Raw genomic sequence first — 26,299 nt, 5'->3', positions numbered from 1 at the left:
TTCCGCCTGTAGCTAGGCGCGCTCGAGGGCGCGCGTCACCATGTCGTTGGGCGCGAGCCGCAGCAGATGCGGCAGCCAGCCCATGGCCATGTCGCGCTCACCCGCGTGCAGCAGGCCGTTGGCACAAGCCGAGAGGGTGTCGGCCAGTTCCGGGTGGTCGGGCGCAGTCTTCAGCAGCACGCGGCACAGCTTGTCGGCGTCCTGGAACTGGCGCACGCGCGTGAAGCGGCGCGCAAGCCGGGCCATGTCGTCGGGCTTCAGGCGGGCGCCGGGCTTGGCCTGGTCGAGGTAGGTGGTGTAGCTCGCGTGCTGCAGGGCCAGGGTGTCCGGGTCGGTGGCGGGCAGGCGGAAGATGCGGCGCGCGGCCTGGTGGAAGTCTTCGCTCGCGGGCTGCAGCCGCGCGGTGTTGAACCAGGCGCGCAGCGTGTCGGTGTCGCCGGGCTGCAGTGCGGCGGCGGCGCGCCATTCGGCGGTGGCGGCCTCGAACTTCATCGCGGCGCCCAGCCGGCGCGCCGCGGCCACGTGGAGTTCGAAGTCGGCGTTGTCGGGCGCTTGTTCCGATGCGACGGTCTCCGGCGTCTTCACGCGGTTCAGCGCCATGGCGCAGGCCATCAGCGCCGCGCCGGTCAGCAGGCCGCCCAAGTGCGCCATGTAGGCAATGCCCTGGCCGCCGACCGCGTGCTGGAGCAGCTCGTTGGCAATCCACGCCGGCAGCAGCAGCAAGGCCGGCGCGGTGACATAGTTGAAATAGAAGAAGAGCTGGTAGAAGAACCGGATGCGCCGCAGCCGGTACATCACGGCGTACATGCCCATCAGCGCCGACACGGCGCCGGAAGCGCCGAGCCCGTAGCTGCCCTTGCCCGCATAGGCCCAGTCGGCCAGCATCGAAGCGCCCACCGCACCGAGGATGTAGAAGCTCAGGTAGGTACCGCGGCCCAGCGCCAGCTCGACCGAAAACCCGAACAGGAAGAGGAACAGCATGTTGCCCAGCAGGTGGCCGGTGCTGCCGTGCAGGAAGGCCGCGGTGACCCAGGTCCAGGGCTTGAATTCGGCGTCCTTGGTGTAGTCCTGCGCCCAGCGTTCGGTGAACGGTGCGGGCCGCATCGAATCGTATTGCTGGCGGTCGCGCTTCCATTCGCCGTACCGTGGGTTCGCGGGCGTGACGACGGCGTCGGCCCGCAGTTTCTGCAGGAACACCTTTTCGCGCTGCATCCCGTCGAGCAGCATCCCTGTTTCCTCATGCGCCAGCAGGCGCCGGGCGGCCTTGGCGCGCGGGGAGCGCGTTTCTTCGAGCCAGGCCACGAAGGGCGGCAGCTCAAGTTCGGGCAGCACGCTTTGCGCGTAGTAGTGGGCCGCGCGTTCGTCGGCCTTTTCTTCACTGCGCTGCGGCCCCCAGAACACGATCATGTTCACGAGGATCAGCAGCACCGTCATCCACGGTGGATTGCGCCAGCTCGGCTTGTTTTCGAGCGGAATGGCGTAGAACAAGTGGGGCCTTGAAGGTCAGGCAAGCCGTGCGCGATGGCGCGCGATCTGCGCCTTCACTTGAGCCGGCGCGGTGCCGCCGAGGATGTTGCGTGCATTGAGCGAGCCGCGCAGGCTCAGCACGTCGTACACATCCTTCTCGATGTTCGGGTTGAACTGCTGCAGCACGGCCAGCGGCAGCTCCGCGAGGTCGACCTTGTGGGAGGTGGCCGCCTTCACCGCATGGGCCACGGTTTCGTGTGCGTCGCGGAAGGGCAGGCCCTTCTTCACGAGGTAGTCGGCCAGGTCGGTGGCGGTGGCGTAGCCGCGCAGGGCGGCGGCTTCCATGGCCTCGGGCTTCACGGTGATGCCGCCGATCATCTCGGCGAAGATGCGCAGCGTGTCCTTGAGCGTGTCGACGGTGTCGAACAGCGGCTCCTTGTCTTCCTGGTTGTCCTTGTTGTAGGCCAACGGCTGGCCCTTCATCAAGGTGATGAGCGCCATCAGGTGGCCGACCACGCGGCCGGTCTTGCCACGCGCCAGCTCGGGCACGTCGGGGTTCTTCTTCTGCGGCATGATCGAAGAGCCGGTCGTGAAGCGGTCGGCGATCTGGATGAAGCCGAAGTTCTGGCTCATCCAGAGAATGAGCTCTTCGCTCATGCGGCTGATGTGCACCATGCACAGGCTGGCGGCGGCGGTGAACTCGATGGCGAAATCGCGGTCGCTCACGGCGTCCAGGCTGTTCTGGCACACGCCGTCCATCTTCAGCGTTCTGGCGACCAGTTCGCGGTCGAGCGGGTAGCTGGTGCCGGCCAGCGCGGCGGCGCCCAGCGGCAGGCGGTTGACGCGCTTGCGCACGTCCTGCAGGCGCTCGGCGTCGCGGCTGAACATTTCCACGTAGGCCAGCATGTGATGGCCGAAGCTCACCGGCTGCGCCACCTGCAGATGCGTGAAGCCGGGCAGGATGACCTCGACGTTCTTCTCGGCGATGTCCACCAGCGAAACCTGCAGCGCCACGAGCAGTTCGGCAATCAGGTCGATTTCGCCGCGCAGCCACAGGCGCACGTCGGTGGCGACCTGGTCGTTGCGGCTGCGGCCGGTGTGCAGGCGCTTGCCGGCGTCGCCCACGAGCTGCGTCAGGCGGGCCTCGATGTTCAGGTGCACGTCTTCCAGGTCGAGTTTCCACTCGAAGGCGCCCGATTCGATTTCGCTGCGAATCTGCGCCATCCCACGCTCGATCTCGGCGTGGTCCTGCTTGGCGATGATGCCCTGGGCGGCGAGCATGCCGGCATGCGCCAGGGAGCCTTCGATGTCGGCCTGCCACAGCCGCTTGTCGAAGAACACGCTCGCGGTGTAGCGCTTCACAAGGTCGCTCATGGGTTCGGAGAACAGGGCCGACCAGGCTTCGGATTTCTTGTCGAGTTGGTTTTGAGTCATGGGAACCGTGCTAGAGGCAATAATGGGTTGGTTACCCAATGTATCTGTGATGCGCAATCCGGCGATTTTATCGGTCAGCTCCACCCCCACGCCTCCGGCGCCGCCGGAAAGAGGGCGTTTGCCTGCGCGCGGCAGCTCCGGGCTGTTCGACGCCTGCCAGATCGGGGTGGTTCTGCGCACTGTTCTCTTCGTCGAAGCCCTGGTGGCGGCCGCCACGCTGTTCGTGTCGTCTTCCCCGGGCGAATGGCTGGTGCAGACCGCCACCGTCACAGGCGGTGCCCTGCCTGCCACCCTGCTCTGGCTGGTGGCCGCCTGCGGGCTCAAGAAGCCACTGGGGCGGCTGCCGCGGGAGGCGCAGTACGCGGCCGGTTCCGCGCTCGGCGCCGTCTCGTCGTTGTACGGCTGCGGCCTTTTGAGGCTGACAGGCGTCCTGGGCACGGCGCCGTGGCTCGCCAGCGCCGTGGCGGGCGCCTTCGTCGCGGGCATGGTCATGGCCGCGATGGTGCTGCGAGCGCGCGGCCAGACGCCCGCCGCGATGACGGCCCGGCTCGAGGAGCTGCAATCGCGCATCCGCCCCCACTTCCTGTTCAACACGCTCAACAGCGCCATTGCGCTGGTGCGCGAGGAGCCAGCCAAGGCCGAAACCATGCTCGAAGACCTGGCCGAGCTGTTTCGGCAGGCGCTCGCCGACCCCGGCGAATCGGGCACGCTGGCCGACGAAATCGCGCTGGCCGAGCGCTACCTCGCCATCGAGCAGGTGCGTTTCGGCGACCGCCTGCGCATCCGCTGGGACCTCGATGCCGCGGCCAGCAGTGCGCGGCTGCCGCCGTTGCTGCTGCAGCCGCTGGTGGAAAACGCCATCAAGCACGGCGTGGAGCCCAGTCCTGAAGGCGCCAGGCTGCGCATCCGCACCGAGCGCCGCGGCGACGTGGTGGTGATCGAGGTGGTCAACAGCCTGCCGCCCCTGCGCTGGGCCGACGAGCCCTTGCCGCGCGGCCACGGCATTGCGCTGGCCAACGTGCGAGACCGGCTGCGGCTCTTGCACGACATGCAGATGCAGTTCAGCGCCGGCATGGACCAGAAAAACTACCGCGTGCGCATCGCCATTCCCGCTGAATCATGAGCCTCAAGACCCTGATCGTCGACGACGAAGCCCTGGCCCGCTCCCGCCTGCGCACCTTGCTGCGCGACTGCAGCGCGCCCGCCGCCGAGGTGGTGGCCGAAGCCGCGCAGGGCGCCGAGGCGCTGGAGTACCTTGCCGCGATGGGCCTCGACCTGGTGCTGCTCGATGTGCACATGCCCGGCATCGACGGCATCGAAGTGGCGCGCACCCTGCGCGAGAGAGCAGATCCGCCGGCCGTGGTGTTCGTGACGGCCCATGCGGCCCATGCGGTCACGGCCTTCGACCTCGATGCGGTCGACTACCTGACCAAGCCGGTGCGGGCCGAGCGCCTGCAGCAGGCGCTGCAGAAGGCCGAACGTTTTCTCAAGGAGCGGCGCGCGCTGCAGCCGGACGCCGCGCAGGAAAGCGTGCTCATCCAGGACCGCGGCCGCGCCGAGCGGGTGCCGCTTTCGGAGGTGCTTTACCTGAAGTCGGAGTACAAGTACCTCACGGTGCGCACCGCCGCGCGCAGCCACATCCTGGACGGCTCGCTCAACGAGTTCGAAGAGCGGTACCCAGGGCGCTTCCTGCGCGTGCACCGCAATGCGCTGGTGGCGCGCGCAGCCATCCGCGCGCTCGAGAAGTACGACGACGGGGAAGATGCCGAAGGCTGGGCCTTGCGGCTCGACGCGATTCCCGAACCCGTCGCGGTGTCGCGGCGGCAATTGGCAGCGGTGCGCGAAGTGCTTAAGGAGCCGCGATGAACGACGACAAGAAAACAACCGAAGAGACAAGGGCAGAGCCGCCAGCCGCACCGGACGTGGAGCCTCCGCCCGAGCTGCCCCCTGAACCTGCGCCGGAGCCCGCGCCGCAAGCCACGGCCGCGCAGCCGCAGCAAAAGCCCGAACCCGAACCGGAACGCTTGCTGCTGCACATGCCGGTGGACGTGCGCAGCGCATCGCTGGTCGTGCTCGCCGTGCTGGCCAGCGTGTTCGCCTTGCGGTGGGCGTCGGCGGTTTTTATTCCGCTGATGCTGAGCCTGCTGCTGAGCTATGCGCTGTCGCCGCTGGTCGACCGGCTCGAGCACTGGAAGGTGCCGCGCTGGATCGGCGCGGCGGTGATCCTGCTGGGCGTGGGCGGAGGCCTGGGGTGGACCGGCCATTCGCTCTCGACGAGCGCTTCGGAGCTCCTCGATGCCCTGCCGGTTGCGGCGCAGAAGCTGCGCCAGGCCACCCGCAGCGACAAGAATGCCAACGCCACGCCGCTCGACAACGTGCAGCAGGCCGCCGCGCAGCTCGAACGCGCGGCCGAGGAGAATTCGGCGCGCGTCGCGGCGCGCAAGGGCGTGGCGCGCGTCGTCATCGAACGGCCGGCCTTCAATGTGCGCGAATACCTGTGGAGCGGCACCGTGGGGCTGCTCGCCGCCGCGGGGCAGCTCACCTTGGTGACGTTCCTGACCTTCTTTGCGCTGTGCTCGGGCAACACGTTCCGGCGCAAGCTGATCAAGATCACCGGCCCCAGCCTCGAAAAGAAAAAGATCACCGTGCACGTGCTGGACGACATCACGCGCAACATCGAACGCTACCTGCTGATGCAAATCCTCACCAGCGTGCTGGTCGGCCTTGCCACGGGGCTCGCGTTCTGGGCGCTCCGGCTGGAGAACGCGGCAGTGTGGGGCATCGTGGCGGCGGTGACCAACCTCATTCCGTACATCGGCTCCGTCATCGTCATGGCCGCCGCGGGGCTGGTGGCTTTTCTGCAGTTCAACACCATTGAAATGGGGCTGCTGGTGGGCGGCACGTCGCTGCTCATCCACACCCTGGTCGGCAACCTGCTGCTGCCGTGGCTCACCAGCCGCACCAGCCGCATGAACCCGGTGGCGGTGTTCGTCGGCGTGATCTTCTGGGGCTGGCTCTGGGGCGTGTGGGGGCTGCTGCTGGGCATTCCCATCACCATGGTGGTCAAGTCGATCTGCGACCGGGTGGAAGACCTGCAGCCGATCGGGGAGCTGCTGGGGGAGTAATTGGCCGTTGCATGAGCACGGTGTCGACCCACTGCCCAAACTTGAAGCCGACGTTGCGCAGCACGCCCACCGTTTCGAAGCCGAGGCTTTCGTGCAGGCGTTGCGATCCGGCGTTGGCACTGTTGCCGACCACCGCGACCATCGACCTTGCATTGGTCACGCTGCCGGCGGCGGGCCGCTCGCTGAACGTGCTGCCGGTGCTCGACGACGAGTTCGTCGCCATCGGCCGCGGCGATCTCGCCCCGCCGAAAGCCCGCGTGGGGCCCGCGGACCTGGCCGCGCTGCCGCTGGTGCTGCTGGGCTACGGCATCGTGCCGCGCATGTCCATGGCGGGCCGCGGCGCCCACCCCGACTTGAAGACAAGCCGCCTCAACCCCGGCATGCACCGCACGCTGGCCATTGTGATCCGGCGCGACAAGCCGGTCAGCAAGGCCCTGCGCGTGGTGCTCGATGCGATTCTTGCGGCGGGCAAGAAGGGGAGTCCGGTCACTCCGGCGAAAAGCTCGAAGACCGCGAAGAGGTAGCCAGCGCCGCGCCGCCGCGCGCGCGACCGAGTGTGCCGACGATGAGCGCGGCAACCAGCACCAGCGCGCCGCTGAGCACCATCGCGCTCGAGATGCCGTAGTTGTCGACCGTCACGCCGCCGATCAGCGCGCCGGAAGCAATCGCCACCTGGAAGCCGCTCACGAGCAGTGCCTGGCCGGCTTCGGGTGCGTCGGGCACCGCTTCCATCATCCAGCCCGTGAGCGCCACCGGAATCAGGCCGAAAGCCACGCCCCAGATGAAGACCACGACCGCGCCCGCCACGATGCCGCTGCCGATCACCGTCGAGAGCAGCAGCGCCGTGGCGAGCATCAGCGCCGCGAGCAGGGTGGTGCCGCGCACGCTGCGCGCCACCAGGCTGCCGCCGAGAAAGGTGCCGATGAACCCCACGGCGCCGTACACCAGCAGCAGCATGGAGACGGAGTGCGGCGCCAGGCCGAACACCTGCTGCAGCAGCGGCTTCAGATAGGTGTAGGCGGCGAAGTGGCCGGCAATGAAGAACAGCACCGCAAGCAGGCCCACCTGCGCCATGCGGCGCGTCAACGGCGTGAGCAGGTCGCGTGCGCCGATGGCGCGCAGCGGCGGTATCGCGGGCAGCAGCCACAGCTGCACCAGCAGCACGGCCGCTGCAAGCGCGCCGGTGACCGCGAACGAGGCGCGCCAGCCGAACAGCGTTCCGAGGAACGAACCTGCGGGCACGCCGAGCACCGTGGCGGCCGACACGCCCGCCAGCACCAGCGACATGGCGCGCGCCTTCGAGGCCTCCGGCACCAGCTGCGTGGCCGCGGCCGGCGCAAAGGTCCAGAAGCCGCCCACGCACAGGCCGAGCATGAGCCGGGCGATCAGCATGGTGGCAAAGTTGGGCGCAAAGGCGGCCAGCAGGTTCGAGGCGATCAGCAGCGTGGTGAGCGCGATCAGCACGGTGCGCCGGTCGAGCCGGCCCGAAGCGACGATCAGCCCCGGTCCGGCGAAGGCCGCGAGGACGCCGGGCATGGTGATCATGAGCCCGGCCGTGCCGTCGGACACATTGAGCCCTCGAGCGATGTCGGTCAGCAGGCCGATGGGCATGAACTCGGTCGAAACCATTGCGAAGGTGCCGACGGCAATCGAGCCGACGGCCAGCCAGGCGGAGCGGGTCGTCCTGGCCGGCTCGCGTGCCAGATCGTCCACGCAGGGGTTGCCGGTGGGTGAATTCATCATGAGAAAGGTCCTGGAGTCGCATCGGCCAAAAAAGCGCGCGCCGATGCGTTGTTGCGAAAGGCCGTCCAGTGTCGAAGCGGATGCCTTCGTGACAAAGGGGCCTCAGGGCAGTAGTCAGTTTCCCCAGGGCGAACAATCGGCCCCTTTGCGATCGGATGGCGATCGGGTGGCGGTCGAGTGCCGGTTCGAGCCGTCATGAGGGTGGCGATCGCCACCCGGCTTCGCTACCGGGCCGACAAGACCCGGCCGTCGGCGATGAACGAGTCGTCCACCAGTACACGAAAGGCCGCACCCACGGGAAACCTGGCCCGTGCGATGTCCGGCGCCAGCAACTCGATGTCGAGCGCATGCGGCTTTCCGCGTTCGAGCTGCGTTCCGTGCGGCACGAGCCAGCGCGCGGAAAAACCTTCGTTGTCGACCACCAGCGCGCAGCGGTACTCGCCGGCGGCCAGCGGCACGTCGTGCGAAGGCAGCGCCGGCGGGCGCAGCGTGAGCTCGACCGAAAGATGCCGCGTGAATGCGCGCGCCGCGTCGAAGGTCGCAGGCTGAGCGGGTGGCGCACGCCGCGGCAGCTTGCCGATGAGCCAGGCAATGACGTTGCCGATGATCGGCACCCAGAGCACCATCAGCAGCGTGCCGATGTCGCGCGTGGTCGTGCCCGGTGTCGCGTAGTGCCGCACGAGGCCTCCGCCGACCGCGACGCAGAGCAGGATGGCGACGATGAGCTTGCGGCGGGACTGGATGGTGCTCATGAGCGGGCGGTTGCTTGTGGCCTCATTCGCATCAGCCCGTGTTGCGCAAGCCGGCCGCCACGCCGTTGATCGAGATGTGGATGCCGCGCTGCAACCGCTCGCCGCCTTCGCCCGCGCGGTAGCGCCGCATCAGCTCGACCTGCAGGTGATGCAGCGGGTCGATGTACGGAAAGCGGTGGCGCACCGAGCGCTGCATTTCGGCATTGCCCTCGAGCCGCTGCTTCGCGCCGGTGATCAGCGTGAGCGCATCGGAGGTGCGGTGCCATTCGGCATCGATCATCGAGAACACCTTCTGGCGCAGCTTGCGGTCGTTCACCAGTTCGGCATAGCGCGACGCGAGTGCGAGGTCGCTCTTGGCCAGCACCATGTCCATGTTGGAGAGCAGGGTGCGAAAGAACGGCCACTGCACATACATGCGGCGCAGCAGCGCCACGCGTTCCTTGCGGCCCGCCGGGGTGCCGGCCGCAGCGAGGAACTGCTCCACGCCCGATCCGAACCCGAACCAGCCCGGAATGGTGAGCCGGCACTGGCCCCAGCTGAAGCTCCACGGCACGGCGCGCAGATCGTCGATCTTGTGGCTCGGGTTGCGTGATGCGGGGCGCGAGCCGATGTTGAGTTCCGCGATCTCGCGGATCGGCGTGGAGCCGAAGAAGTAGTCGCCGAAGCCGGGGGTTTCGTACACCAGCTTGCGGTACGCCGCCATGCTCGCCGTCGACAGCTCGCCGGCTGCCGAAAGAAAAGTCGACGGCGCGGACTTGCCCTGCGGCAGCAGCGTGGCTTCGAGCGTGGCGGCGACCAGCGTTTCGAGGTTGCGCCGGCCGATTTCGCGGTTGGCGTATTTCGAGCCGATGACCTCGCCCTGCTCGGTGAGGCGAATCTGTCCGCGCACCGTGCCCGGCGGCTGCGCGAGGATGGCCTGGTAGCTCGGGCCGCCGCCGCGTCCCACCGTGCCGCCGCGGCCATGGAACATGCGCAGGCGAATCAAGTTGGTTTTCTTCTTCTTGTTGAGCTCGTCGAACAGCGCCACCAGTGCGGTGCCGGCGCGGTAGAGCTCCCAATTGCTCGTGAAAATGCCGCCGTCCTTGTTGCTGTCGCTGTAGCCGAGCATCACGTCCTGTTCGGCGCCCGAGCGTTCCACCAGCGCGGCAATGCCGGGCAGGGCGTAGAAGGCGCGCACGATGGGCGCGGCGTTGCGCAGGTCTTCGATGGTTTCGAACAGCGGCACCACGATCAGGTCGCAGGTCGCGTTGCCGTTCATCGCGCCGCGCAAGAGGCCCACTTCCTTTTGCAGCAGCAGCGCCTCCAGCAGGTCGCTCACCGTTTCGGTGTGGCTGATGATGTAGTGGCGGATGGCTGCTGCGCCGTATCGCGCACGCGCCGTGCGCGCGGCCGCGAAGATCGCGAGTTCGCTCTGTGCCAGCGGCGAATACTCGGCGTCGGGCACGCGCAGCGGACGTGCGTCGTCGAGCAGCTTGAGCAGCAACTGCTGCTTGGCTTCTTCGTCCAGCGAGGCGTAGGCGGGCTCGATGCGTGCGGTGGCGAGCAGCTCGGCGATCACGGCCTCGTGCTTGTCGGAGCTTTGGCGCAGGTCGACCGTCGCCAGGTGGAAACCGAACACTTCGACCGCGCGAATCAACGGCCGCAGCCGCGGTGCGGCCAAGATGCTGCCGTGCTTTTCGGCCAGCGACTGTTCCAGCGTATGCAGGTCGGCCAGGAATTCCTCGGCCGCGGCGTAGGGGTTCTGCGGCGGCACGGCATGGCGCGCCGCTTCACCACCCGTGAGGTCGCGCAGCGTGGCAGCAAGCCGCGCGTACACGCCGGTGAGTGCCCGGCGGTAGGGTTCGTCCTTGCGGTGTTCGCTGGTATCGGGCGAGCGCTCGGCCAGCGCCTGCATCTCGACCGACACATCCACCAGCGCGGCGGAGAGCGAGAGCTCGCCGCCGAGGTAATGCACCTCGGTGAGGTAGTGGCGCAGTGCCAGTTCGGCCTGGCGGCGAAGCGCGTATTCGAGGGTTTCGGCCGTGACGTTGGGATTGCCGTCGCGGTCGCCGCCGATCCACTGGCCCATGCGCAAGAAGGGCGCCACCGAAGGCACCGTGCCGCCCTGGCCCAATGCCTTTTCGAGATCGGCGTAGACACGCGGAATTTCGCGCAGGAAGGTGGCTTCGTAATAGCTCAGCGCGTTCTCGATCTCGTCGGCCACGGTGAGCTTGGAAAAACGCAGCAGGCGCGTCTGCCAGATCTGCGTGACGCGGATGCGCATTTGCGTTTCGTTCTCGGCAAATTCGAGCGGCGTGAGGGCGTCCTTGCTGCCCGCATAGGCGCTCTGGCGCAGCTTGATTTCGTCGCGCGTGGTGAGCAATTGCGCAATGGCGCGCTCCGCGTCCAGGATGCTCTTGCGCTGCACTTCGGTCGGGTGCGCGGTCAGCACCGGCGACACGTAGCTGTGCGCGAGGGACTCCACCACCTCGTCGGGCTTGATGCCGGCTTTGCGGATGCGCGCGAGGGCGGTCTGCAGATCGCCGTCGGCGCTTTCGCCGGCACGCTCGACCTCGGTGCGGCGGCGGATCAGGTGCCGGTCTTCGGCCAGGTTGGCCAGATGGCTGAAGTAGGTGAACGCGCGAATCACGCGCACCGTCTCGGCCGCGCTCAGGCCCTTGAGCAGTTGCTTGAGCGCGCGATCGGCGGTGTGGTCGGCGTCGCGGCGGAAGGCCACCGACAGCGTGCGAATCTTCTCGACCAGCGCATAACTCTCCTCGCCCTCCTGTTCGCGGATCACGTCGCCGAGGATGCGGCCCAACAGCCGGATGTCGTCGATCAGTGGCTGGTCTTCGGCTTGCCGGCGCTTGGGAGGCGCAGGAGTCTTGCTGGCTTTCATTCGATGTTTTTCCTGGACTAGAAAGGAGACGTCGCCTGCGTTGCTGCGGCGCAACATGCTAGCATTCCAGAGGTCTGAAACATGTACTTTTTGGGAGCGATCTTGAGCAATATCGTGATCGCCACGCGCGAAAGCCGGCTGGCCCTGTGGCAGGCCGAACACGTGCAAGCGCTGCTGCAGGAAAGAGGCCACACGGTCAGCCTGCTGGGCATGACCACGCGGGGCGACCAGATCCTCGACAAGTCGCTCAGCAAGGTGGGCGGCAAGGGCCTCTTCGTGAAGGAGCTCGAACTCGCCCTCGAGGAAGGCCGCGCCGACATCGCGGTGCATTCGCTCAAGGACGTGCCAATGGATTTGCCCGAGGGCTTTGTCCTGGCCTGCGTGCTGGAGCGCGAAGACCCGCGCGATGCGCTGGTGTCGCCCCGCTATGCCTCGCTCGAAGAATTGCCGCAGGGCGCGATCGTCGGTACGTCCAGCCTTCGGCGCGTGGTGCTGCTGCGGGCCATGCGGCCCGATCTGCGCATCGAGCCGTTGCGCGGCAATCTCGACACGCGCTTGCGCAAGCTCGACGAAGGCCAGTACGACGCCATCGTGCTCGCGGCGGCCGGGCTCAAGCGGCTCGGCCTCGAAGGGCGCATTCGGGTCGCCTTCGATCCCGACACCATGCTGCCGGCCGCGGGGCAGGGCGCGCTCGGCATCGAGGTGCGGGCCGACCGCGCCGACCTGATCGCATTGCTGGCTTCGCTGTCGAACCGGGGCGATTGGCTGGCCACCGCCGCCGAGCGCGCGGTGAGCCGTTCGATGGGCGGCAGCTGCTCGATGCCGCTGGCGGCGCACGCGCGCTGGCAGGCCGACGGTACGCTGCGCATCGATGCCGCGTGGGGCGACCCCGAAGGCAGCGCGGCGCTGGTGCGGGTTCATGCGCAAGCCGAAGCGCCCGACTTCACGCAGGCCGGCGCGCTCGGCGAACGAGCCGCCGACTTGCTGCGCAACGCCGGCGCCCGCTGAACACCGCCCGAGAGAAGATGGCCGCGAAGCCCGTCATCGTCACGCGGCCAGCGCGCGAAGCCGCGCAGTGGGTGAGCGAATTTCGCGCCGCGGGGCTGAAAGCGGTGGCGCTGCCGCTGATCGTCATCGAACCGGCGGCAGACGCTGAACCGCTGCGCGCGGCCTGGAACCGTTTGCCGGACTATGCGGCGCTGATGTTCGTGAGCGCCGCGGCCGTCGAGCACTTCTTTCTTCACGCCGACAGAAACAAGGTCGCCGCGACCGGTTCGCGCTTCTGGGCCACAGGACCAGGCACGGCGCGTGCCTTGCGGCGTGCCGGCGTGCCGGATGAAGCCATCGACGCGCCGCCGGCCGATGCGGTGCGCTTCGACTCCGAGGCATTGTGGGAACGGGTGAGAGGCCAGGTCTCTGCCGGCGTGCGCGTGCTGATCGTGCGCGGCGGTGACGCGGCCGGCGATCCGAATGGACGCGACTGGCTCGCCAACGAGATCGAAACCGCGCGTGGCCTGCGCGACACGGTGGTCGCCTACCGCCGGCTCGCGCCATTCTTCGGCGACGAGGAGCGTGCGATTGCGCTCGAGGGTGCCGCGGGGCGCGCGGTCTGGTTGTTCAGCAGTTCCGAGGCGATCTCCAATCTGCGGCAGGCGATGCCCGGCACCGGCTGGCAGGCGGCCGGCGCGTTGACCACCCACGCGCGCATCGGAGAAGCCGCGCGGGCCGCGGGATTCGGTTCGGTGCGCGTGTGTACGCCGCTGCGTGAGGCCCTGATCGCGTCGATAGAATCCTTCACATGAGTGCCGCGTCTCCGTCCGACGACTTCTCCCCCCCATCTGCCGCCGCGCCGGTGCCCGCCACGCTCGTGGTGCCGCAGTCGCCGGAATCGCTCGCGGCGGCCGCGGTGACGCTCTCCCGCATCGGCTTTGGCCTGCTCGCCATCGTGTCGCTGCTGGCGCTCGTGATAGCCATTGCACTCTGGCAGAAAGTCAGCGGCATGCAAGAGCAACTCGCACGCCAGAGCGCCGATGCGCAGGCCCAGTCGCTCGAGGCGCGCACGCTCGCCCGGCAGGCCATGGACACCGTGCGCGACACCGCGGCACGCGCCGCGCTCACCGAAACGCGTGTCGCCGAAGTTGCGTTGCAGCGCTCGCAGCTTGAAGAGCTGATGCAAAGCCTCTCGCGTTCGCGCGACGAGAACCTCGTGGTCGATATTGAATCCGCCGTGCGTCTTGCCCTGCAGCAGGCCCAAGTCACGGGCAACGCGGAGCCATTGCTCGCAGCGCTCAAGTCGGGCGATTTGCGCATCGCGCGCGCTGCGCAACCCCGGCTCGCGCCGTTGCAGCGCGCCATGCAGCGCGACGCCGACCGGTTGCGCAGCAGCGCGAGCGTCGACAGCGGCGAGGCACTGCAGAAACTCGACGAACTGATGCGCAGCGTGGACGACCTGCCGCCGCTCAATGCCGTGGCCACGCGCGGTGCCGGGCTCAACGCCTGGCAGCCCGAACCGATTCCGGCCGATGCGGCCTGGTGGGAGCGGGCGCTCCTGACGGTGCGCGCCGAAGTCCGATCGCTGGTACGTGTCGGCCGCATCGAGCGGCCCGAAGCGGTGCTGCTGGCGCCCGACCAGACCTACTTCCTGCGCGAGAACCTCAAGCTCAAGCTGCTCAATGCGCGGCTTTCGCTTTTGTCCCGGCAGGTGGATACCGCGCGCAGCGAACTCGCCACGGTGTCCGCATCGCTGAACCGCTATTTCGACCCTGCGTCGCGCCGCACGCAGGCGGCGGCCACGCTGCTGCAGCAGCTGCAGGCACAGGTGAAAACCTCCGAACCTCCGCGCATCGACGACACGCTGGCCGCGCTGGCAACCGCAGCGGCGGGACGCTGATCATGCGGGCGGCCCTCTGGCTTCTGGCGCTGTTCGCCATCGCCGCGGCGGTGGCGCTGTTTGCCGGCAACAACCAGGGCACGATCACGGTGTTCTGGCCGCCATGGCGGGTCGATCTTTCGCTGAACCTGGTGCTGGTGATCCTGCTCGGTGCCTTCGTTCTGCTGCACCTTGCGCTGCGCGGGCTGTCGGCGTTGTTCTCTCTTCCGACCCAGGCACGCCAGTGGCGGCTGCAGCAGAAGGAGCGCACCCTGCATACGGCTTTGCTCGACGCGATGGTGCAACTGCTGTCGGGGCGTTTCTCGCGCGCACGCAAGGCCGCGCAGGCTGCGCTGGTGCAGGAGAAAACGCTGGCGGCCTTGGGCGCCGATCTTCCGCAGGCGCAGCAGGTCCGCGTGATCTCGCATTTGCTGGCCGCCGAGAGCGCGCAGGCGCTGCAGGACCGGCCGGCGCGGGACGCCCATCTGCAGCAAGCCCTCAACGAAAGCGCGGACCGCATCATGCTGGCAAGCCCGGAGGCGCGCGAGGGCGTGCAACTGCGCGCCGCGCGCTGGGCGCTCGAAGACCGCGACCCCGCCGGCGCATTGACGCGGCTCGAGGAGCTTCCCCAAGGCGTGCAGCGGCGAACGCTCGCATTGCGCATTCGCCTGAAAGCGGCGCGCCAGGATCGGCGCACGCTCGAAGCGCTGGAAACGGCACGCCTGCTCGCCAAGCACCGCGCGTTTTCCGATGCCGCGGCGCAGAGCATCGTCCGCGGCCTGGCCACCGAACTGCTGTCCGGTGCGCATGACCCGGCGCAACTGCTGCGCGCCTGGGCCGAGCTCGATGCGGCCGAGCGCGAAATGCCCGAGGTGGCGATCCATGCCGCGCAGCGCATGGTCGCGCTGCGCGGTGACCTGGCATCGGCGCGCGGTTGGCTGCTGCCGGCCTGGGAGCGGATGGTGTCGCAGCCCCGGGGTCTCGGCGATGCGCTGCGCGTCAAGATGGCCCGCGCGCTCGAGGCCGGGCTCGATTCGGTCGATGCTGATTGGCTCGCCCGCATCGAATCGGCGCAACGTAACAATCCGAGCGATCCGAACCTGCAATACCTGGCCGGCATGGCCTGCATGAAACGCCAGCTGTGGGGCAAGGCCCAGCAGCTGCTCATGCAGGCGGGCCTGGGCCTGCAGGACACCGATCTTTATCGCCGTGCATGGCTGGCATTGGCCGAGTTGGCCGAAACGCGCGGCGACGCGGAGCAGGCCGCTGCGGCCTGGAAGCGCGCGGCGCAGACCGAGAAGGTCTGAGTCACCGGGCCACCGGGTCTTCCGGGTGAATGCGGCTCGCGCCTGCGTGTTCCGGCAGGCAGGCAAGGCGGCAGGCATCCTCTGCCTCTTTCCTTCCCTCGTTCTCCAATAAAAAAGGCGCCCATGACGGCGCCTTTTTTTGTGCTCTCAGGCCGTGAGGCCTGAGCTTCTTCAGTTCACGCCTTGCGTGTCGGACGGAGCCTTTTCGAAAGGCAGCGTCATCGCGCCGAGTTCGCGGCGGGTTTCAACCAGCACCAGCGGGCCTTCGTCGAGCGTGATGACGGGCGGGCGCTCGCGCGGCACGTGCACCGGCTTCGGCTCGGCCGCCATGGCTGCGCGAGCCTGTGCAATCCGCTCGGCGTCCGAGTTCACCCACTGCAGACCCGAACCCTCGGCGATTTGCGCGAGTTCGTTCAACGGCAGTTCGAAGGGCTGGACCTTCGGCAGCAGCGCGCGGCCGTTGGCGGCAGGCTTGCTGCCGCTGCTCTGGGCGGCGATGGGCGCAGCGACGGGAGCCGGAGCGACGGGGGCCACGGGAGCCACAGGAGCGGTAGCAGCGACAGTTGCCACGGCGGCGGGCGCCGATGCAGGGCGGTCGAAGTAGCTGCGCGGTGCCGGTGCGCGGGCTTCTTCGGGCTCGGCGGCGCGGGCTTCGGCGTGGTCCGCCACCAGCGGCAGCTGATGCTGCTGGCGGGCGGGCGCTTCGTTCGCCTCGACATTGTCGGCCGATGCGCCAGCCGCATTGGCTTCGCTGTCGTCGCGCGGACCGCGTTCGCGGCGGTCGCGTCCATAGCGGTCACGCGAACGACCGCGGCGCTCTTCGCCTTCGCGGCGAGGTGCCTGCTCGTTGGTGTCGACATCGCCTTCGTTGCCCGGTGCGATTTCGGTCGACTCGGCGGCACGGAAGCCCGCTTCGTCGGCAGGAGCCGCTGCTTCGCCGTTGGCGAAACGCGGCTGGCCTTCATTGCGGCGCTCACGGCGGCCATCGTTGCGATCGCCGCGCGGAGCGCGCTCTTCACGACCGCTGCGCGGTGCGCGTTCGGCTTGCGAGCCGTCCTGCACGGAGAGGCTGTCGTCGCCGGACGTTTCGCGCGGCGCATCGGTGCCATTGCGTTGTTCGCTGCGCTCACCGCGTTCGCCACGGTCCGCCCGATCACCGCGCTCACGGCGTTCGCCGCGGGCGCGGGGCGCGCGCTCTGCCGGCGTATTGCCTTCGTCGCCGGTGGGCGCGAGTTGCTGCGCTTCGAGGTTGCTGTCGATCAGCTCGGCCGATGCGGGCCGTGCTTCGCGGCCTTCGCCTTCGCGGCGCTCACCGCGGCCACCGCGGCGTTGTTCGCCTTCGCGCGGGCCGCGTGCTTCACGGGGTTCGCGCTGCTCGCGTGGCTCGCGTTGTTCACGCGGCTCACGTTGCTCGCGCGGTTGCGCGGCTTCGTTGCGCAGTTCGCCGCTGCGCCCTTCACCACGGCGCTCGCCACCGCGACCGCCGCGGCGTTCACCGTCGCGACCGCCGGAGCGGCCACCGTTTTCGCTGCGGCCTTCGCCGCCGCGGCCAGCACGGCGCTGTTCGCCGTCGCGCGCACCGCGCGTTTCGCCGTCGCGGCCCGAGCGGCCACCGTCACGGCGTGCGGGCTTCGGGGCCTCGACGGGAATCACGGCCGGTTTGGCGGCCGGTGCCGGCGCACCGCCGAACCAGCTCTTGATGCGGGCAAAGAAGCCCATTTCGGCGGGTGCCGGTGCGCTCGCGACAGGCGGAGCGACCGGTGCCGGAGCCACGGCGGCAGGCGCGCGCACGGCTTCGGGCCTGGGTGGCACCACGGGCGCCGGCGCATCGGGCAGCACGCCCTTGATGACCGGCGTCTGCTTGTTGGTGGGTTCCTGCGAACGGCGGGTGACGGCGGTCGGGTCTTCGATCTCGTCGGCCATCTTGTAGCTGGCTTCGATGTGGTCGAGGCGCGGATCGTCGTGCTTCAGGCGTTCGAGCTTGTAGTTCGGCGTTTCGAGCGTCTTGTTCGGAACCATCAGCACGGTGACGCGCTGCTTGAGTTCGATCTTGGCGATCTCGGGGCGCTTTTCGTTCAGCAGGAACGACGCCACTTCGACCGGCACCTGCACATGCACCGCGGCCGTGTTGTCCTTCAGGCACTCTTCCTGAATGATGCGCAGGATCTGCAGCGCGCTCGATTCGGTGTCGCGGATGTGGCCCGAGCCGCCGCAGCGGGGGCAGGGGATCGACGAGCCTTCGCTCAGCGCCGGCTTCAGGCGCTGGCGGCTCATTTCCATCAGGCCGAACTTGCTGATCGAGCCGAACTGCACGCGGGCGCGGTCTTGCCGCAGCGCATCGCGCAGGCGGCTTTCGACTTCGCGGCGGTTCTTCGACTCGTCCATGTCGATGAAGTCGATGACGATCAGGCCGCCCAGATCGCGCAGGCGCATCTGGCGGGCCACTTCGTCGGCGGCTTCGAGGTTGGTGCGGGTGGCGGTTTCTTCGATGTCGCCGCCCTTGATGGCGCGGGCCGAGTTCACGTCGACCGAGACCAGCGCCTCGGTGTGGTCGATGACGATGGCGCCGCCCGAGGGCAGCTGCACGGTGCGGGCGTAGGCCGATTCGATCTGGTGCTCGATCTGGAAGCGGCTGAACAGTGCCGCGTCGTCGCGGTAGCGCTTCACGCGGGCGGCATGCTCGGGCATGACGTGCGCCATGAACTGCTGCGCCTGCTCGTAGATGTCGTCGGTGTCGATCAGGATGTCGCCGATGTCGTGATTGAAGTAGTCACGAATGGCGCGGATGACGAGCGACGATTCCTGGTAGATCAGGAAGGCGCCCTTGGCTCCCTTGGAGGCGCCGTCGATGGCGCTCCAAAGCTTGAGCAGGTAGTTCAGGTCCCACTGGAGCTCGGGCGCCGAGCGGCCGATGCCGGCGGTGCGCGCGATGATGCTGGCACCCTTGGGGTACTGCAGCTGGTCCATCGCCTCCTTGAGTTCAGCGCGGTCGTCGCCTTCGATGCGGCGCGAAACGCCGCCGCCGCGCGGGTTGTTGGGCATCAGCACGACATAGCGGCCGGCCAGCGAGATGAAGGTAGTGAGGGCTGCGCCCTTGTTGCCGCGTTCTTCTTTTTCGACCTGGACGACCAGTTCCTGGCCTTCCTTGATGGCGTCCTGGATGCGCGCCTGGTTGGCAGACACGCCTTCGGCGAAATATTGCTTGGAGATTTCCTTGAACGGCAGGAAGCCGTGGCGGTCTTCGCCGTAGTCGACGAAACAGGCTTCGAGCGAGGGCTCGACGCGCGTCACGACGGCTTTGTAGATGTTGCCCTTGCGCTGTTCGCGCCCTTCGATCTCGATTTCGTAGTCGAGGAGCTTTTGCCCGTCGACGATGGCCAGGCGGCGTTCTTCGGCCTGCGTGGCATTGATCAGCATCCGCTTCATGATGCGTTGTCCTTATATGTATCGTTCTACAGGCCCATGACGGGCCAACGATGCACGGACGACGCCCGCGAAACGAGGGGAATTGCCGCTTGGCCCCGGTTGCTGCCACTGCCGCGACGAGCGCGAACAGGCCTCTTGAGCGTCAGCTCAAGAAGACAGCCGGGGTGGGGGCGCGTGGATGGGCGCGAGCCAGATTCGGTGTTGAGCAGCTATCTTATTGATAGCTGGTTGCGCAATGGTGGCGCGCGGTGCGGATGATTCAATGCCTGAGGCCGCTGGCAAAAGCCAGGTGGGCCAACGCAGGCACAGTTGAATCAGCAGCATCAACACAAGGGACTCGCTTCGATCCGCCGGCAGCTTGGAAGCTGCAGGCTGGGTATTCCGTATCGGTGTTTCGTGGGTGTCGGCTTGACTCGGGTACCTGGCTTGCCACTTTGCGCAATTGCGCGGGGTTTGCAGCTCGGCGCCAAAGCGGCATCGACCTCACAGCGTGGTCCTGGGCGTTTGACTGCAGTGATCTAAACTTCTGTCTAATCAAGCACTTACACGACCGCGCTGGTGAAAAACATTATAGGTGCGAAGCAAAGCCCCTCGGGGGCTCCAAATCCCTCAGATTCAAATGCGGGAACCGAGACCGGCACGCCGCACGCGGCCATCAAGTTCATCACCGTCGACGCGGAATCCGCGGGGCAGCGGCTCGACAACTTCCTGTTCCGCCACCTGAAGGGCGTGCCCAAGACGCATGTCTACCGGATCATCCGGTCGGGCGAAGTGCGCATCAACAAAGGGCGCGCGCAAGCCGAAACCCGCATCGAGACCGGTGACGTGCTGCGGTTGCCGCCGGTGCGGATATCGCCGCGCGCCGAAGAAGGCGCCACGCCCCTGGCGCCGGCACGCGAGTTCCCGGTGCTGCTGGAGGACGACGCGGTGCTGGCCATCGACAAGCCCGCCGGCGTGGCGGTGCATGGCGGCAGCGGGGTGAGCTTTGGCGTGATCGAGCAACTGCGAACCGCCCGGCCCGGCGCGAAATTCCTCGAACTCGTGCACCGGCTCGACCGCGAGACCTCGGGCATCCTGCTGGTCGCCAAGAAGCGCAGTGCGCTCGTGGCGCTGCAGGATCAGTTCCGCGAGCGCGAGACGGGCAAGACCTACCTCGCGCTGGTCGAAGGCGCCTGGCCTGCCAACAAGAAGGTGCTCGATGCGCCGCTTGCCAAGTACCTGCTGCCGGGCGACGGCGCGGGCGCCGGCGAGCGCCGCGTGCGCGTGGTGGCCAAGGACCATCCCGACGCGATGCGCGCGGTGACGCTGGTGCGCGTGCTGGCACGGCTCACGCTGCCGGGCGATGCTGCGCCGCTGTCATTGCTCGCGGTCACCATCAAGACCGGCCGCACGCACCAGATCCGTGTGCATCTTGCGTCGGCCGGCCATGCGATTGCGGGCGACGACAAGTATGGCGACTTCGAGCGTCAGCGCGCCCTGCAAAAACTCGGCCTCAAACGCATGTTCCTGCACGCCTGGCGCTTGCAGTTCAATCATCCCGCCACCGGCGAGCGCGTGGCGCTGCAGGCCGGACTGCCGCCCGAACTGCACGCGTTGATGCCGCCCCAGGCGCTCGAAGCGCTTGCCCAACACCCCACTCCCACGGCCAATGACTGATTCCTCCAGACCCCTGCGCTTCGACCTGATCGCCTTCGATTGGGACGGCACGCTTTATGACTCCACGCGCCTGATCGTGCGCTGCATCCAGGCGGCCGTGATCGACGTCGGCGGTGCCAAGCCGAGCGAGAACGACGCCGCGTGGGTCATCGGCCTGGGCTTGGCCGAGGCCCTGGCGCGTGCCGCCCCCGACGTGCCGAAAGAGAAATACGCCGAACTCGGCGCGCGCTACCGCTATCACTATCTGCAGCACCAGGACGACCTGGTGTTGTTCGACGGCGTGCTGCAGATGATCGACGCGCTGCGCGCGCGGGGCCACAAGCTTGCCGTGGCCACCGGCAAATCGCGCCGCGGCCTGAACGAAGCGCTGAAGTCGATGGCGCTGCGCGACCGTTTCGACGCCTCGCGCACCGCCGACGAAACCTTCGGCAAACCGCATCCACGCATGCTGCTGGAACTGATGGAAGAGCTCGAGGTTCCGGCCGAACGCACCCTGATGATCGGCGACACCACGCACGACCTGCAGCTCGCCCTCAATGCCGGCTGCGCCAGCGTGGGCGTGAGCTACGGCGCGCACGAGCCCGAGAGCTTCGACGAACTGAAGCCGCTGTTCGTTGCCCACTCCGTGGCCAGCCTCGAAGCATGGCTTCTGGACAACGCCTGACTGAAAATCTCGCGATGAGCGAAGAAGCACCCATTCCCTTGTGCAACACCTCGGACCTGGTCGAAGGCGGCCGGGCCGTGCCTTTCGATGTGGTCTACGGCGGCGAAACCTGCCGCGCCTTCGCGGTGCGCTTCGAAGGACAGCCGCATGCCTACCTGAACCGATGCAGCCATGTGGCGATGGAGCTGGACTTCCAGCCCGACCGCTTTTTCGACGACAGTGGCCAGTGGCTGCTCTGCGCCACCCACGGCGCGGTCTACAAGCCGGACACCGGCGAATGCGCCGGCGGCCCTTGCCGCGGCGGCCTCGTGAAGATCGCCCTCAGCGAGCGTGACGGCGTGGTGCACTGGCATACTGCCTGGAACCTCCATCCCCTGAGCTTTTGACAATGACCGACCCGAACCGCACGGAACCCGAAGGTTTTGATCCTTTTGAGCCGGCCACTCCCATTGCGTCCTCCGAGGGCGCGCCCAGAAACATGGCCAAAGACCCTACGCAACGCCCCGGGTGGGAGCGCGCAACGCTCGAAAAACTCGCCTTCGCTTCCCTGAACGAACAGAAGGCCGCGCGCCGCTGGAAGACGTTCACGCGTCTGTCGTGGCTCGCCTTCTTCATCTTCCTGGTGTGGCTCGCCATGTCGCGCAGCACGCCGAGCACGGCCAAGACCACGGCCCACACCGCGGTGGTCGAAATCAAGGGCGAGATCGCCAACGGCGGCGACGCGAGCGCGGAATTCGTGGTGGCTGCAATGAAGACCGCCTTCGAGGACGAGGGCGCCAAGGGCATCGTGCTGCTGATCAATTCGCCCGGCGGAAGCCCTGTGCAGGCCGGCATCATCAGCGACGAAATCAAGCGCCTGAAGGCCAAGCACAAGAAGCCGGTCTACGCCGTGGTCGAGGAAACTTGCGCGTCGGCGGCGTATTACATTGCCGCCGCCACCGACAAGATCTTCGTCGACAAGGCCAGCATCGTCGGCAGCATCGGCGTGCTGATGGACGGTTTCGGCTTCACCGGCGTGATGGAAAAGGTCGGCGTCGAGCGCCGGCTGCTGACGGCCGGAGACAACAAGGGCTTTCTCGACCCGTTCAGCCCGATGAGCGATGCGCAGCGCGCGCATGCCCAGACCATGCTGAACCAGATTCACCAGCAGTTCATCAACGTGGTGAAGGCGGGGCGCGGCGACCGGCTCAAGCTCGACACGCCGGGCCTTTTCAGCGGGCTGTTCTGGAGCGGCGAACAAGCCGTCCAATTCGGCCTGGCCGACCAGCTGGGCAATGTGGACTACGTGGCGCGCGAAGTCATCAAGGCCGAAGAGGTGACCGACTACACGCGGCGCGACAACGTGGCCGAAAAGCTCGCGAAGAAATTCGGCGCGGCCATGGGCGACGCCACTGTGCGCTCGCTGCAGACCACCACGCCGGCGCTGCGCTGAACCAGCGGTTCAGGCCGTGCCGTCGCTGCCCGTGAAACGGGCCGAGGCGGCCAGCGCAACGGCGAAAACCACGACCACATAGAGCGCGGCGGTCAGCGAGCTTGCCCGCGCGAGCAGGCCGATCACCGCCGGACCGGCCATGAACCCCAGATAGGCCACGGCCGAGACGGCAGCAATGCCGATGGCGGGCTCGACGCCGGGCACGCGCGCCGATGCGCCGAACAGAATCGGCACCACGTTCGCGAAACCGATACCCACGCCCGCGAAACCGATCAGCGCGAGCCAGGGCAGGTCGGTGAGCAGCACCAGCGTCATGGCGGCGGCCGCCAGCAGGCCGCTGCCGCGCAGCAACGCAACCGGCGTGAAGCGGGCGCGCATCGCATCGCCGCCGAAGCGCGCGGCAGCCATGGCCGCCGAGAAGCTCGCATACGCCAGCGCGGCCTGCTTCTGCGGACTGCCGAGTTCCTGCTGCATGTAGAGCACGCTCCAGTCGTAGATGGCGCCTTCGGCAATCAGGCCCAACGCCGCGAGCACGCCGAGCACCGCGAGCGCGCCGCGGGGCAACCGGAATTTGCGGTCGACGGGCGCCGCGTCGGTTGCGACGGGCGGTTTGGGCAGCATGCGCATCGACGACACAGCCACCACCAGCGCCATGGCCGCCGCAACCCACAGCAGATGCGCCTGCGGGCCGAGCCCCGCGGCCAGCGCCGCGCTGCCGCTCGCGGCCCCGGCCATGCCACCCAGGCTGAACATGCCGTGCATGCCGCTCATCAGCGGTGTGCCGCCGTGCAGTTCGAGTTGTGCCGCTTCGGTGTTGATGGCCACGTCGAACACGCTGGTGACAAGGCCGAAGGCCGCCAGCAAGAGCAGCAGGGCGAAGTAACCCGGCATCGCGATCAACCCGGCCAGCAGCAGCGCGTAGACGCAGCCGCATACGGCCGCCATGCGCCGCGGGCCGTGACGGCCGATCCAGCGTCCGGCGCTGGTCAGGCCGAACATCGCCCCGGCACCGGCCGCGAGCAGGGCCAGCCCCAGTTGGGCTTCGTCGATGCCGTAATGCGCCTTGACGGTGGGGACGTGCACGCCCCAGGTCGCAAAGATGAAGCCCGACGAAAAGAACTGCGCGCGCGAGGCCCAGCGCGTGCCGGCGGTCACCACCATCGTCAGCGCCCGATCGCGAACACGGCTGGCAGGCGTTCGTCCGTGGCGCTCTGCGCCTTGGCGCGCCAGGCTTTCACCGTTTCGCTGCGCACATGGGCGGTTGCAAGCGTCAGGCCGCGCGCCACGGCGAGCCGGGTGTTGTGCTGCAGCGTCTGCACCAGCGCCTGCAGCATCGCCGCATTGCGATAGGGGGTTTCGATGAACAACTGCGTCTGGCCTGTCTTGAGCGCCAACGCCTCGAGCTCGCGGATGCGGGTTTGGCGCTCGGCCGAATCCTGCGGCAGGTAACCGACGAACGCGAAGTTCTGGCCGTTGAGACCGCTCGCAGCCAGTGCCAGCAGCAGCGAAACCGGACCGGTGAGCGGCACCACGGCAATGCCCAGGTCATGCGCGGCGCGCGCCACCGAGGAACCGGGGTCGGCCACCGCCGGCATGCCGGCTTCGCTGAGCAGGCCGATGTCGTGGCCTTCGAGCGCCGCGGCCAGCAGCGGCCGAGCGTCGAACTGGCCCGCGTGGTCGCCTTTCTTGTGCACCTCGCGCGGCAATTCGCGGATGTCCTGCGCCTGCAGAGGGGCGGCCAGCGGAACCACCGCATCGATCCGCTTCAGATAGGCGCGGGCTGATTTGGCGTTTTCGCAGATCCAATGGGTGAGGCCGGCGGCCGCCTGCAGCGTGCCGAGGGGCAGGGCGTCCTGGAGCGGCGCCTGGATGTCGCAGCCGAAGTCGAGCGGCGCGGGCACGAGATAGAGCTTGCCTGGGGTCGTCACAGCAGTTCGACTCCCGCGGAACGCAGCATGCGGCAGGTGCGGATCAGCGGCAGGCCGACCAGGGCCGTGGGGTCGTCGCTGTCGATGGCGCCCAGCAACGCGATGCCGAGCCCTTCGCTCTTGGCGCTGCCCGCGCAGTCGTAGGGTTGCTCGGCCTGCAGGTACCGCTCGATGGCCGCGTCGCTGAGTTCGCGAAACACGACCCGCACCGGCGCCAGGTCGCGCTCGACGAAGCCGGTGGCTTGGCAGACAACCGCCACGGCGGTCTGGAATATCAGCGTCTGGCCGCGCATCTTGCGCAGCTGGGCCGTGGCGCGCGCGTGGTCGCCGGGCTTGCCGAGCGCTTCGCCGGCGAGGTCGGCCACCTGGTCCGAGCCGATGACCACGGCCTCGGGAAAGCGGGCGGCCACGGCGCGGGCCTTTTCCAGCGCCAGGCGCTCGGCCAATTCGCGCGGGGTTTCGCCGCTGAGTGCGGTTTCGTCGACTTCCGGAGGCTGCACATCGAAGGGCAATTGGAGGCGGGTTAGCAGTTCGCGCCGGTAGCGCGAGGTCGAAGCGAGGATCAAGGGGCGTTGCATGGAGACGATTGTGCGTGAGCCCGCAAGAGCCTTTGGCCGTGCCCCGCCAATTCCCCCGGCCGGCGCGCTAGACTGGTGCGGATGAAGAGAGAATTTGTTCCCCAGCGGCTTGACGTGGCCGCCTTTGCCGCTGAAGCCGCGGTGCTTTCAGCTGACGACCCGGTTCCTGATTACGCCCGGTTGGCGCAAGAACTGGCCGCGCCGGCGCCAGCCGCCTTGGTGCACTGGGAGGCGACCGGCGAACAGCGCGCCGGCGCTGACGGCAAGGCCGAACCCTGGCTGCACCTGACGACCGAAACGACCGTGCCTCTGGTGTGCCAGCGCTGCCTGGCACCGGTGGAGACACTTGTTGCATCGGACCGCTGGTTCCGTTTTGTGGCCGATGAGGCCACTGCCGATGCCGAAGACGACGAATCCGAAGAGGACCTGCTGGTCGTGAGCCGCGATTTCGATCTCCATGCCCTCATCGAGGACGAGCTTTTGATGGAAATCCCCGTCATGCCGGTTCACGAAGTCTGCCCGACGCCCCTCCAGCTTTCGTCCAGCGACGAGGACTTCAAGGCGGCGGAAGAGGCCAAGCCCAACCCGTTTGCGGTGCTCGGCGCGTTGCGTTCACGCAAGCCGGAAGAGGGCAAGTAGCCCTTTCTCGCAGGCTGGGCTATAATCATGGGCTTCGCGCGCGCCGCCGTGAGCAGCAAGACAGATGAATCAGTCGAGGGCATTCCATACATGCCGTTGAATTTCCTGTATTGCCACCGCAAAAGAGCGCATCCAATCACTCACCTAACAGTCCAGGAGCCATCATGGCCGTCCAGCAAAACAAGAAGTCGCCTTCCAAGCGCGGCATGCACCGTTCCCACAATGCGCTGGTCGTGCCCGGCATTGCCGTGGAACCGACCACCGGTGAAACGCACCTGCGTCACCACATCAGCCCGAACGGTTTCTACCGTGGCCGCCAGGTTCTCAAGAGCAAGTCCGAAGCCTGATTTCGCATCCCAAGGCCGAGGCCCGAAGCTACTTTTGCTGTAGCGTCGGGCCTT

23 protein-coding genes and 1 pseudogene are annotated in these 26,299 nt (G+C 67.8%); 14 read left to right on the top strand and 10 right to left on the bottom strand.

Going from position 1 to position 26,299, the window contains the following annotated elements; genetic code table 11:
• Window positions 1-12: 12 nt before the first annotated feature.
• Both QFZ42_RS18295 and argH read right to left on the bottom strand, forming a co-directional pair.
• Window positions 13-1,488 carry a rhomboid family protein gene (locus QFZ42_RS18295; protein WP_307702320.1) on the bottom strand — a complete coding sequence of 492 codons (1,476 nt, stop codon included), beginning with the start codon at window positions 1,486-1,488 and terminating at the stop codon, window positions 13-15.
• Between the two features lie 15 nt (window positions 1,489-1,503).
• Window positions 1,504-2,901: an argininosuccinate lyase gene (gene argH / locus QFZ42_RS18290; RefSeq protein WP_307702319.1), complete on the bottom strand. Its 1,398-nt coding sequence runs from the start codon at window positions 2,899-2,901 to the stop codon at window positions 1,504-1,506.
• 22 nt (window positions 2,902-2,923) lie between these two features.
• Here argH and QFZ42_RS18285 point away from each other — a divergent pair, with 22 nt between their 5' ends.
• The 3 genes from QFZ42_RS18285 to QFZ42_RS18275 are packed head-to-tail and all read left to right on the top strand — an operon-like array spanning window position 2,924 to window position 6,026.
• A complete protein-coding gene (locus QFZ42_RS18285; protein ID WP_307702318.1) occupies window positions 2,924-4,024 on the top strand; it encodes a sensor histidine kinase in 1,101 nt (366 codons plus the stop codon).
• A complete protein-coding gene (locus tag QFZ42_RS18280; protein ID WP_307702317.1) occupies window positions 4,021-4,767 on the top strand; it encodes a LytR/AlgR family response regulator transcription factor in 747 nt (248 codons plus the stop codon). The genes QFZ42_RS18285 and QFZ42_RS18280 overlap by 4 nt, the downstream gene beginning before the upstream one ends.
• Window positions 4,764-6,026, top strand: coding sequence for an AI-2E family transporter (locus tag QFZ42_RS18275; protein WP_307702316.1), 1,263 nt, complete (start codon window positions 4,764-4,766; stop codon window positions 6,024-6,026). The genes QFZ42_RS18280 and QFZ42_RS18275 overlap by 4 nt, the downstream gene beginning before the upstream one ends.
• Here QFZ42_RS18275 and QFZ42_RS18270 read toward each other — a convergent pair.
• Window positions 5,965-6,168 (bottom strand): annotated as a pseudogene (locus tag QFZ42_RS18270) (GNAT family N-acetyltransferase); the annotation flags it as partial. The gene QFZ42_RS18275 and the pseudogene QFZ42_RS18270 overlap by 62 nt on opposite strands.
• Here QFZ42_RS18270 and QFZ42_RS18265 point away from each other — a divergent pair.
• On the top strand, window positions 6,149-6,550 hold the full coding sequence (locus QFZ42_RS18265) for a LysR family transcriptional regulator substrate-binding protein (protein WP_307702315.1): 402 nt from the start codon (window positions 6,149-6,151) through the stop codon (window positions 6,548-6,550). The pseudogene QFZ42_RS18270 and the gene QFZ42_RS18265 overlap by 20 nt on opposite strands.
• On the opposite strand, the gene QFZ42_RS18260 is transcribed toward QFZ42_RS18265, so the two are convergent.
• The 3 genes from QFZ42_RS18260 to ppc all read right to left on the bottom strand — a co-directional run bounded on the left by QFZ42_RS18260 (window position 6,513) and on the right by ppc (window position 11,399).
• Window positions 6,513-7,769, bottom strand: a complete 1,257-nt coding sequence (locus QFZ42_RS18260; RefSeq protein ID WP_307702314.1) for an MFS transporter — start codon at window positions 7,767-7,769, stop codon at window positions 6,513-6,515. The genes QFZ42_RS18265 and QFZ42_RS18260 overlap by 38 nt on opposite strands.
• 224 nt (window positions 7,770-7,993) lie before the next feature.
• Entirely contained in the window at window positions 7,994-8,521 is a 528-nt protein-coding gene (locus QFZ42_RS18255) for a hypothetical protein (RefSeq protein WP_307702313.1), read from the bottom strand.
• A gap of 31 nt (window positions 8,522-8,552) precedes the next feature.
• Entirely contained in the window at window positions 8,553-11,399 is a 2,847-nt protein-coding gene (ppc, locus tag QFZ42_RS18250) for a phosphoenolpyruvate carboxylase (protein WP_307702312.1), read from the bottom strand.
• An 81-nt stretch (window positions 11,400-11,480) separates the two neighbouring features.
• Here ppc and hemC point away from each other — a divergent pair, with 81 nt between their 5' ends.
• The 4 genes from hemC to QFZ42_RS18230 are packed head-to-tail and all read left to right on the top strand — an operon-like array spanning window position 11,481 to window position 15,575.
• Complete coding sequence (gene hemC, locus QFZ42_RS18245) at window positions 11,481-12,407, top strand: hydroxymethylbilane synthase (RefSeq protein ID WP_307702311.1); 927 nt, start codon at window positions 11,481-11,483, stop codon at window positions 12,405-12,407.
• Between the two features lie 17 nt (window positions 12,408-12,424).
• Window positions 12,425-13,201, top strand: coding sequence for a uroporphyrinogen-III synthase (locus QFZ42_RS18240; RefSeq protein ID WP_307702310.1), 777 nt, complete (start codon window positions 12,425-12,427; stop codon window positions 13,199-13,201).
• Window positions 13,198-14,289, top strand: a complete 1,092-nt coding sequence (locus QFZ42_RS18235; RefSeq protein WP_307702309.1) for a uroporphyrinogen-III C-methyltransferase — start codon at window positions 13,198-13,200, stop codon at window positions 14,287-14,289. Before QFZ42_RS18240 ends, QFZ42_RS18235 begins: the two co-directional genes overlap by 4 nt.
• A 2-nt stretch (window positions 14,290-14,291) precedes the next feature.
• Window positions 14,292-15,575, top strand: coding sequence for a heme biosynthesis HemY N-terminal domain-containing protein (locus tag QFZ42_RS18230; protein WP_307702308.1), 1,284 nt, complete (start codon window positions 14,292-14,294; stop codon window positions 15,573-15,575).
• Window positions 15,576-15,746: 171 nt separating this feature from the next.
• Here QFZ42_RS18230 and QFZ42_RS18225 read toward each other — a convergent pair whose 3' ends face one another.
• Window positions 15,747-19,001: an Rne/Rng family ribonuclease gene (locus QFZ42_RS18225; protein WP_307702307.1), complete on the bottom strand. Its 3,255-nt coding sequence runs from the start codon at window positions 18,999-19,001 to the stop codon at window positions 15,747-15,749.
• 558 nt (window positions 19,002-19,559) lie between these two features.
• On the opposite strand from QFZ42_RS18225, the gene QFZ42_RS18220 reads away from it, so the two are divergent.
• Genes QFZ42_RS18220 through QFZ42_RS18205 form a run of 4 tightly spaced genes read left to right on the top strand, consistent with a single transcriptional unit; the run spans window position 19,560 to window position 22,753 of the window.
• Entirely contained in the window at window positions 19,560-20,657 is a 1,098-nt protein-coding gene (locus QFZ42_RS18220) for an RluA family pseudouridine synthase (protein ID WP_307702306.1), read from the top strand.
• Window positions 20,650-21,321, top strand: coding sequence for an HAD family hydrolase (locus QFZ42_RS18215; RefSeq protein WP_307702305.1), 672 nt, complete (start codon window positions 20,650-20,652; stop codon window positions 21,319-21,321). The genes QFZ42_RS18220 and QFZ42_RS18215 overlap by 8 nt, the downstream gene beginning before the upstream one ends.
• A 14-nt stretch (window positions 21,322-21,335) precedes the next feature.
• Entirely contained in the window at window positions 21,336-21,707 is a 372-nt protein-coding gene (locus QFZ42_RS18210) for a Rieske (2Fe-2S) protein (protein ID WP_307702304.1), read from the top strand.
• A gap of 2 nt (window positions 21,708-21,709) precedes the next feature.
• On the top strand, window positions 21,710-22,753 hold the full coding sequence (locus tag QFZ42_RS18205; RefSeq protein ID WP_307702303.1) for a S49 family peptidase: 1,044 nt from the start codon (window positions 21,710-21,712) through the stop codon (window positions 22,751-22,753).
• A 9-nt stretch (window positions 22,754-22,762) separates the two neighbouring features.
• Here the strand turns inward: QFZ42_RS18205 and QFZ42_RS18200 are convergent, their stop codons facing one another.
• The 3 genes from QFZ42_RS18200 to QFZ42_RS18190 are packed head-to-tail and all read right to left on the bottom strand — an operon-like array spanning window position 22,763 to window position 25,259.
• Window positions 22,763-23,914, bottom strand: coding sequence for an MFS transporter (locus QFZ42_RS18200; protein WP_307702302.1), 1,152 nt, complete (start codon window positions 23,912-23,914; stop codon window positions 22,763-22,765).
• Window positions 23,915-23,916: 2 nt separating this feature from the next.
• On the bottom strand, window positions 23,917-24,681 hold the full coding sequence (locus tag QFZ42_RS18195) for an SAM-dependent methyltransferase (protein ID WP_307702301.1): 765 nt from the start codon (window positions 24,679-24,681) through the stop codon (window positions 23,917-23,919).
• Window positions 24,678-25,259 (bottom strand): Maf family protein, encoded by a 582-nt coding sequence (locus QFZ42_RS18190; protein ID WP_307702300.1) that lies wholly within the window; start codon window positions 25,257-25,259, stop codon window positions 24,678-24,680. Before QFZ42_RS18190 ends, QFZ42_RS18195 begins: the two co-directional genes overlap by 4 nt.
• A gap of 81 nt (window positions 25,260-25,340) precedes the next feature.
• Between QFZ42_RS18190 and QFZ42_RS18185 the strand changes: the two genes are divergently transcribed.
• Both QFZ42_RS18185 and rpmF read left to right on the top strand, forming a co-directional pair.
• Complete coding sequence (locus tag QFZ42_RS18185; protein WP_307702299.1) at window positions 25,341-25,898, top strand: YceD family protein; 558 nt, start codon at window positions 25,341-25,343, stop codon at window positions 25,896-25,898.
• Window positions 25,899-26,062: 164 nt separating this feature from the next.
• Window positions 26,063-26,245 carry a 50S ribosomal protein L32 gene (rpmF, locus tag QFZ42_RS18180; RefSeq protein WP_307702298.1) on the top strand — a complete coding sequence of 61 codons (183 nt, stop codon included), beginning with the start codon at window positions 26,063-26,065 and terminating at the stop codon, window positions 26,243-26,245.
• Window positions 26,246-26,299: the final 54 nt, after the last annotated feature.

The organism is Variovorax paradoxus (assembly GCF_030815855.1).
Classification (GTDB): Bacteria; Pseudomonadota; Gammaproteobacteria; order Burkholderiales; family Burkholderiaceae_C; genus Variovorax; species Variovorax paradoxus_M.
The sequence above is the reverse complement of the archived record's forward strand: the minus strand, read 5'-3'. Positions and strand labels throughout refer to the sequence as shown.

Bases quoted from the DNA above. Each gene is read 5' to 3' on its own strand.
- QFZ42_RS18275 (WP_307702316.1), top strand. From the start codon at position 4,764: ATGAACGACGACAAGAAAACAACCGAAGAGACAAGGGCAGAGCCGCCA.
- QFZ42_RS18200 (WP_307702302.1), bottom strand. From the start codon at position 23,914: ATGGTGGTGACCGCCGGCACGCGCTGGGCCTCGCGCGCGCAGTTCTTT.
- QFZ42_RS18235 (WP_307702309.1), top strand. From the start codon at position 13,198: ATGAGTGCCGCGTCTCCGTCCGACGACTTCTCCCCCCCATCTGCCGCC.
- QFZ42_RS18240 (WP_307702310.1), top strand. From the start codon at position 12,425: ATGGCCGCGAAGCCCGTCATCGTCACGCGGCCAGCGCGCGAAGCCGCG.
- QFZ42_RS18255 (WP_307702313.1), bottom strand. From the start codon at position 8,521: ATGAGCACCATCCAGTCCCGCCGCAAGCTCATCGTCGCCATCCTGCTC.
- QFZ42_RS18225 (WP_307702307.1), bottom strand. From the start codon at position 19,001: ATGAAGCGGATGCTGATCAATGCCACGCAGGCCGAAGAACGCCGCCTG.
- QFZ42_RS18190 (WP_307702300.1), bottom strand. From the start codon at position 25,259: ATGCAACGCCCCTTGATCCTCGCTTCGACCTCGCGCTACCGGCGCGAA.
- ppc (WP_307702312.1), bottom strand. From the start codon at position 11,399: ATGAAAGCCAGCAAGACTCCTGCGCCTCCCAAGCGCCGGCAAGCCGAA.
- QFZ42_RS18205 (WP_307702303.1), top strand. From the start codon at position 21,710: ATGACCGACCCGAACCGCACGGAACCCGAAGGTTTTGATCCTTTTGAG.
- hemC (WP_307702311.1), top strand. From the start codon at position 11,481: ATGTACTTTTTGGGAGCGATCTTGAGCAATATCGTGATCGCCACGCGC.
- QFZ42_RS18215 (WP_307702305.1), top strand. From the start codon at position 20,650: ATGACTGATTCCTCCAGACCCCTGCGCTTCGACCTGATCGCCTTCGAT.
- QFZ42_RS18210 (WP_307702304.1), top strand. From the start codon at position 21,336: ATGAGCGAAGAAGCACCCATTCCCTTGTGCAACACCTCGGACCTGGTC.
- QFZ42_RS18230 (WP_307702308.1), top strand. From the start codon at position 14,292: ATGCGGGCGGCCCTCTGGCTTCTGGCGCTGTTCGCCATCGCCGCGGCG.
- QFZ42_RS18185 (WP_307702299.1), top strand. From the start codon at position 25,341: ATGAAGAGAGAATTTGTTCCCCAGCGGCTTGACGTGGCCGCCTTTGCC.
- rpmF (WP_307702298.1), top strand. From the start codon at position 26,063: ATGGCCGTCCAGCAAAACAAGAAGTCGCCTTCCAAGCGCGGCATGCAC.
- QFZ42_RS18285 (WP_307702318.1), top strand. From the start codon at position 2,924: ATGGGTTGGTTACCCAATGTATCTGTGATGCGCAATCCGGCGATTTTA.
- QFZ42_RS18280 (WP_307702317.1), top strand. From the start codon at position 4,021: ATGAGCCTCAAGACCCTGATCGTCGACGACGAAGCCCTGGCCCGCTCC.
- QFZ42_RS18260 (WP_307702314.1), bottom strand. From the start codon at position 7,769: ATGATGAATTCACCCACCGGCAACCCCTGCGTGGACGATCTGGCACGC.
- argH (WP_307702319.1), bottom strand. From the start codon at position 2,901: ATGACTCAAAACCAACTCGACAAGAAATCCGAAGCCTGGTCGGCCCTG.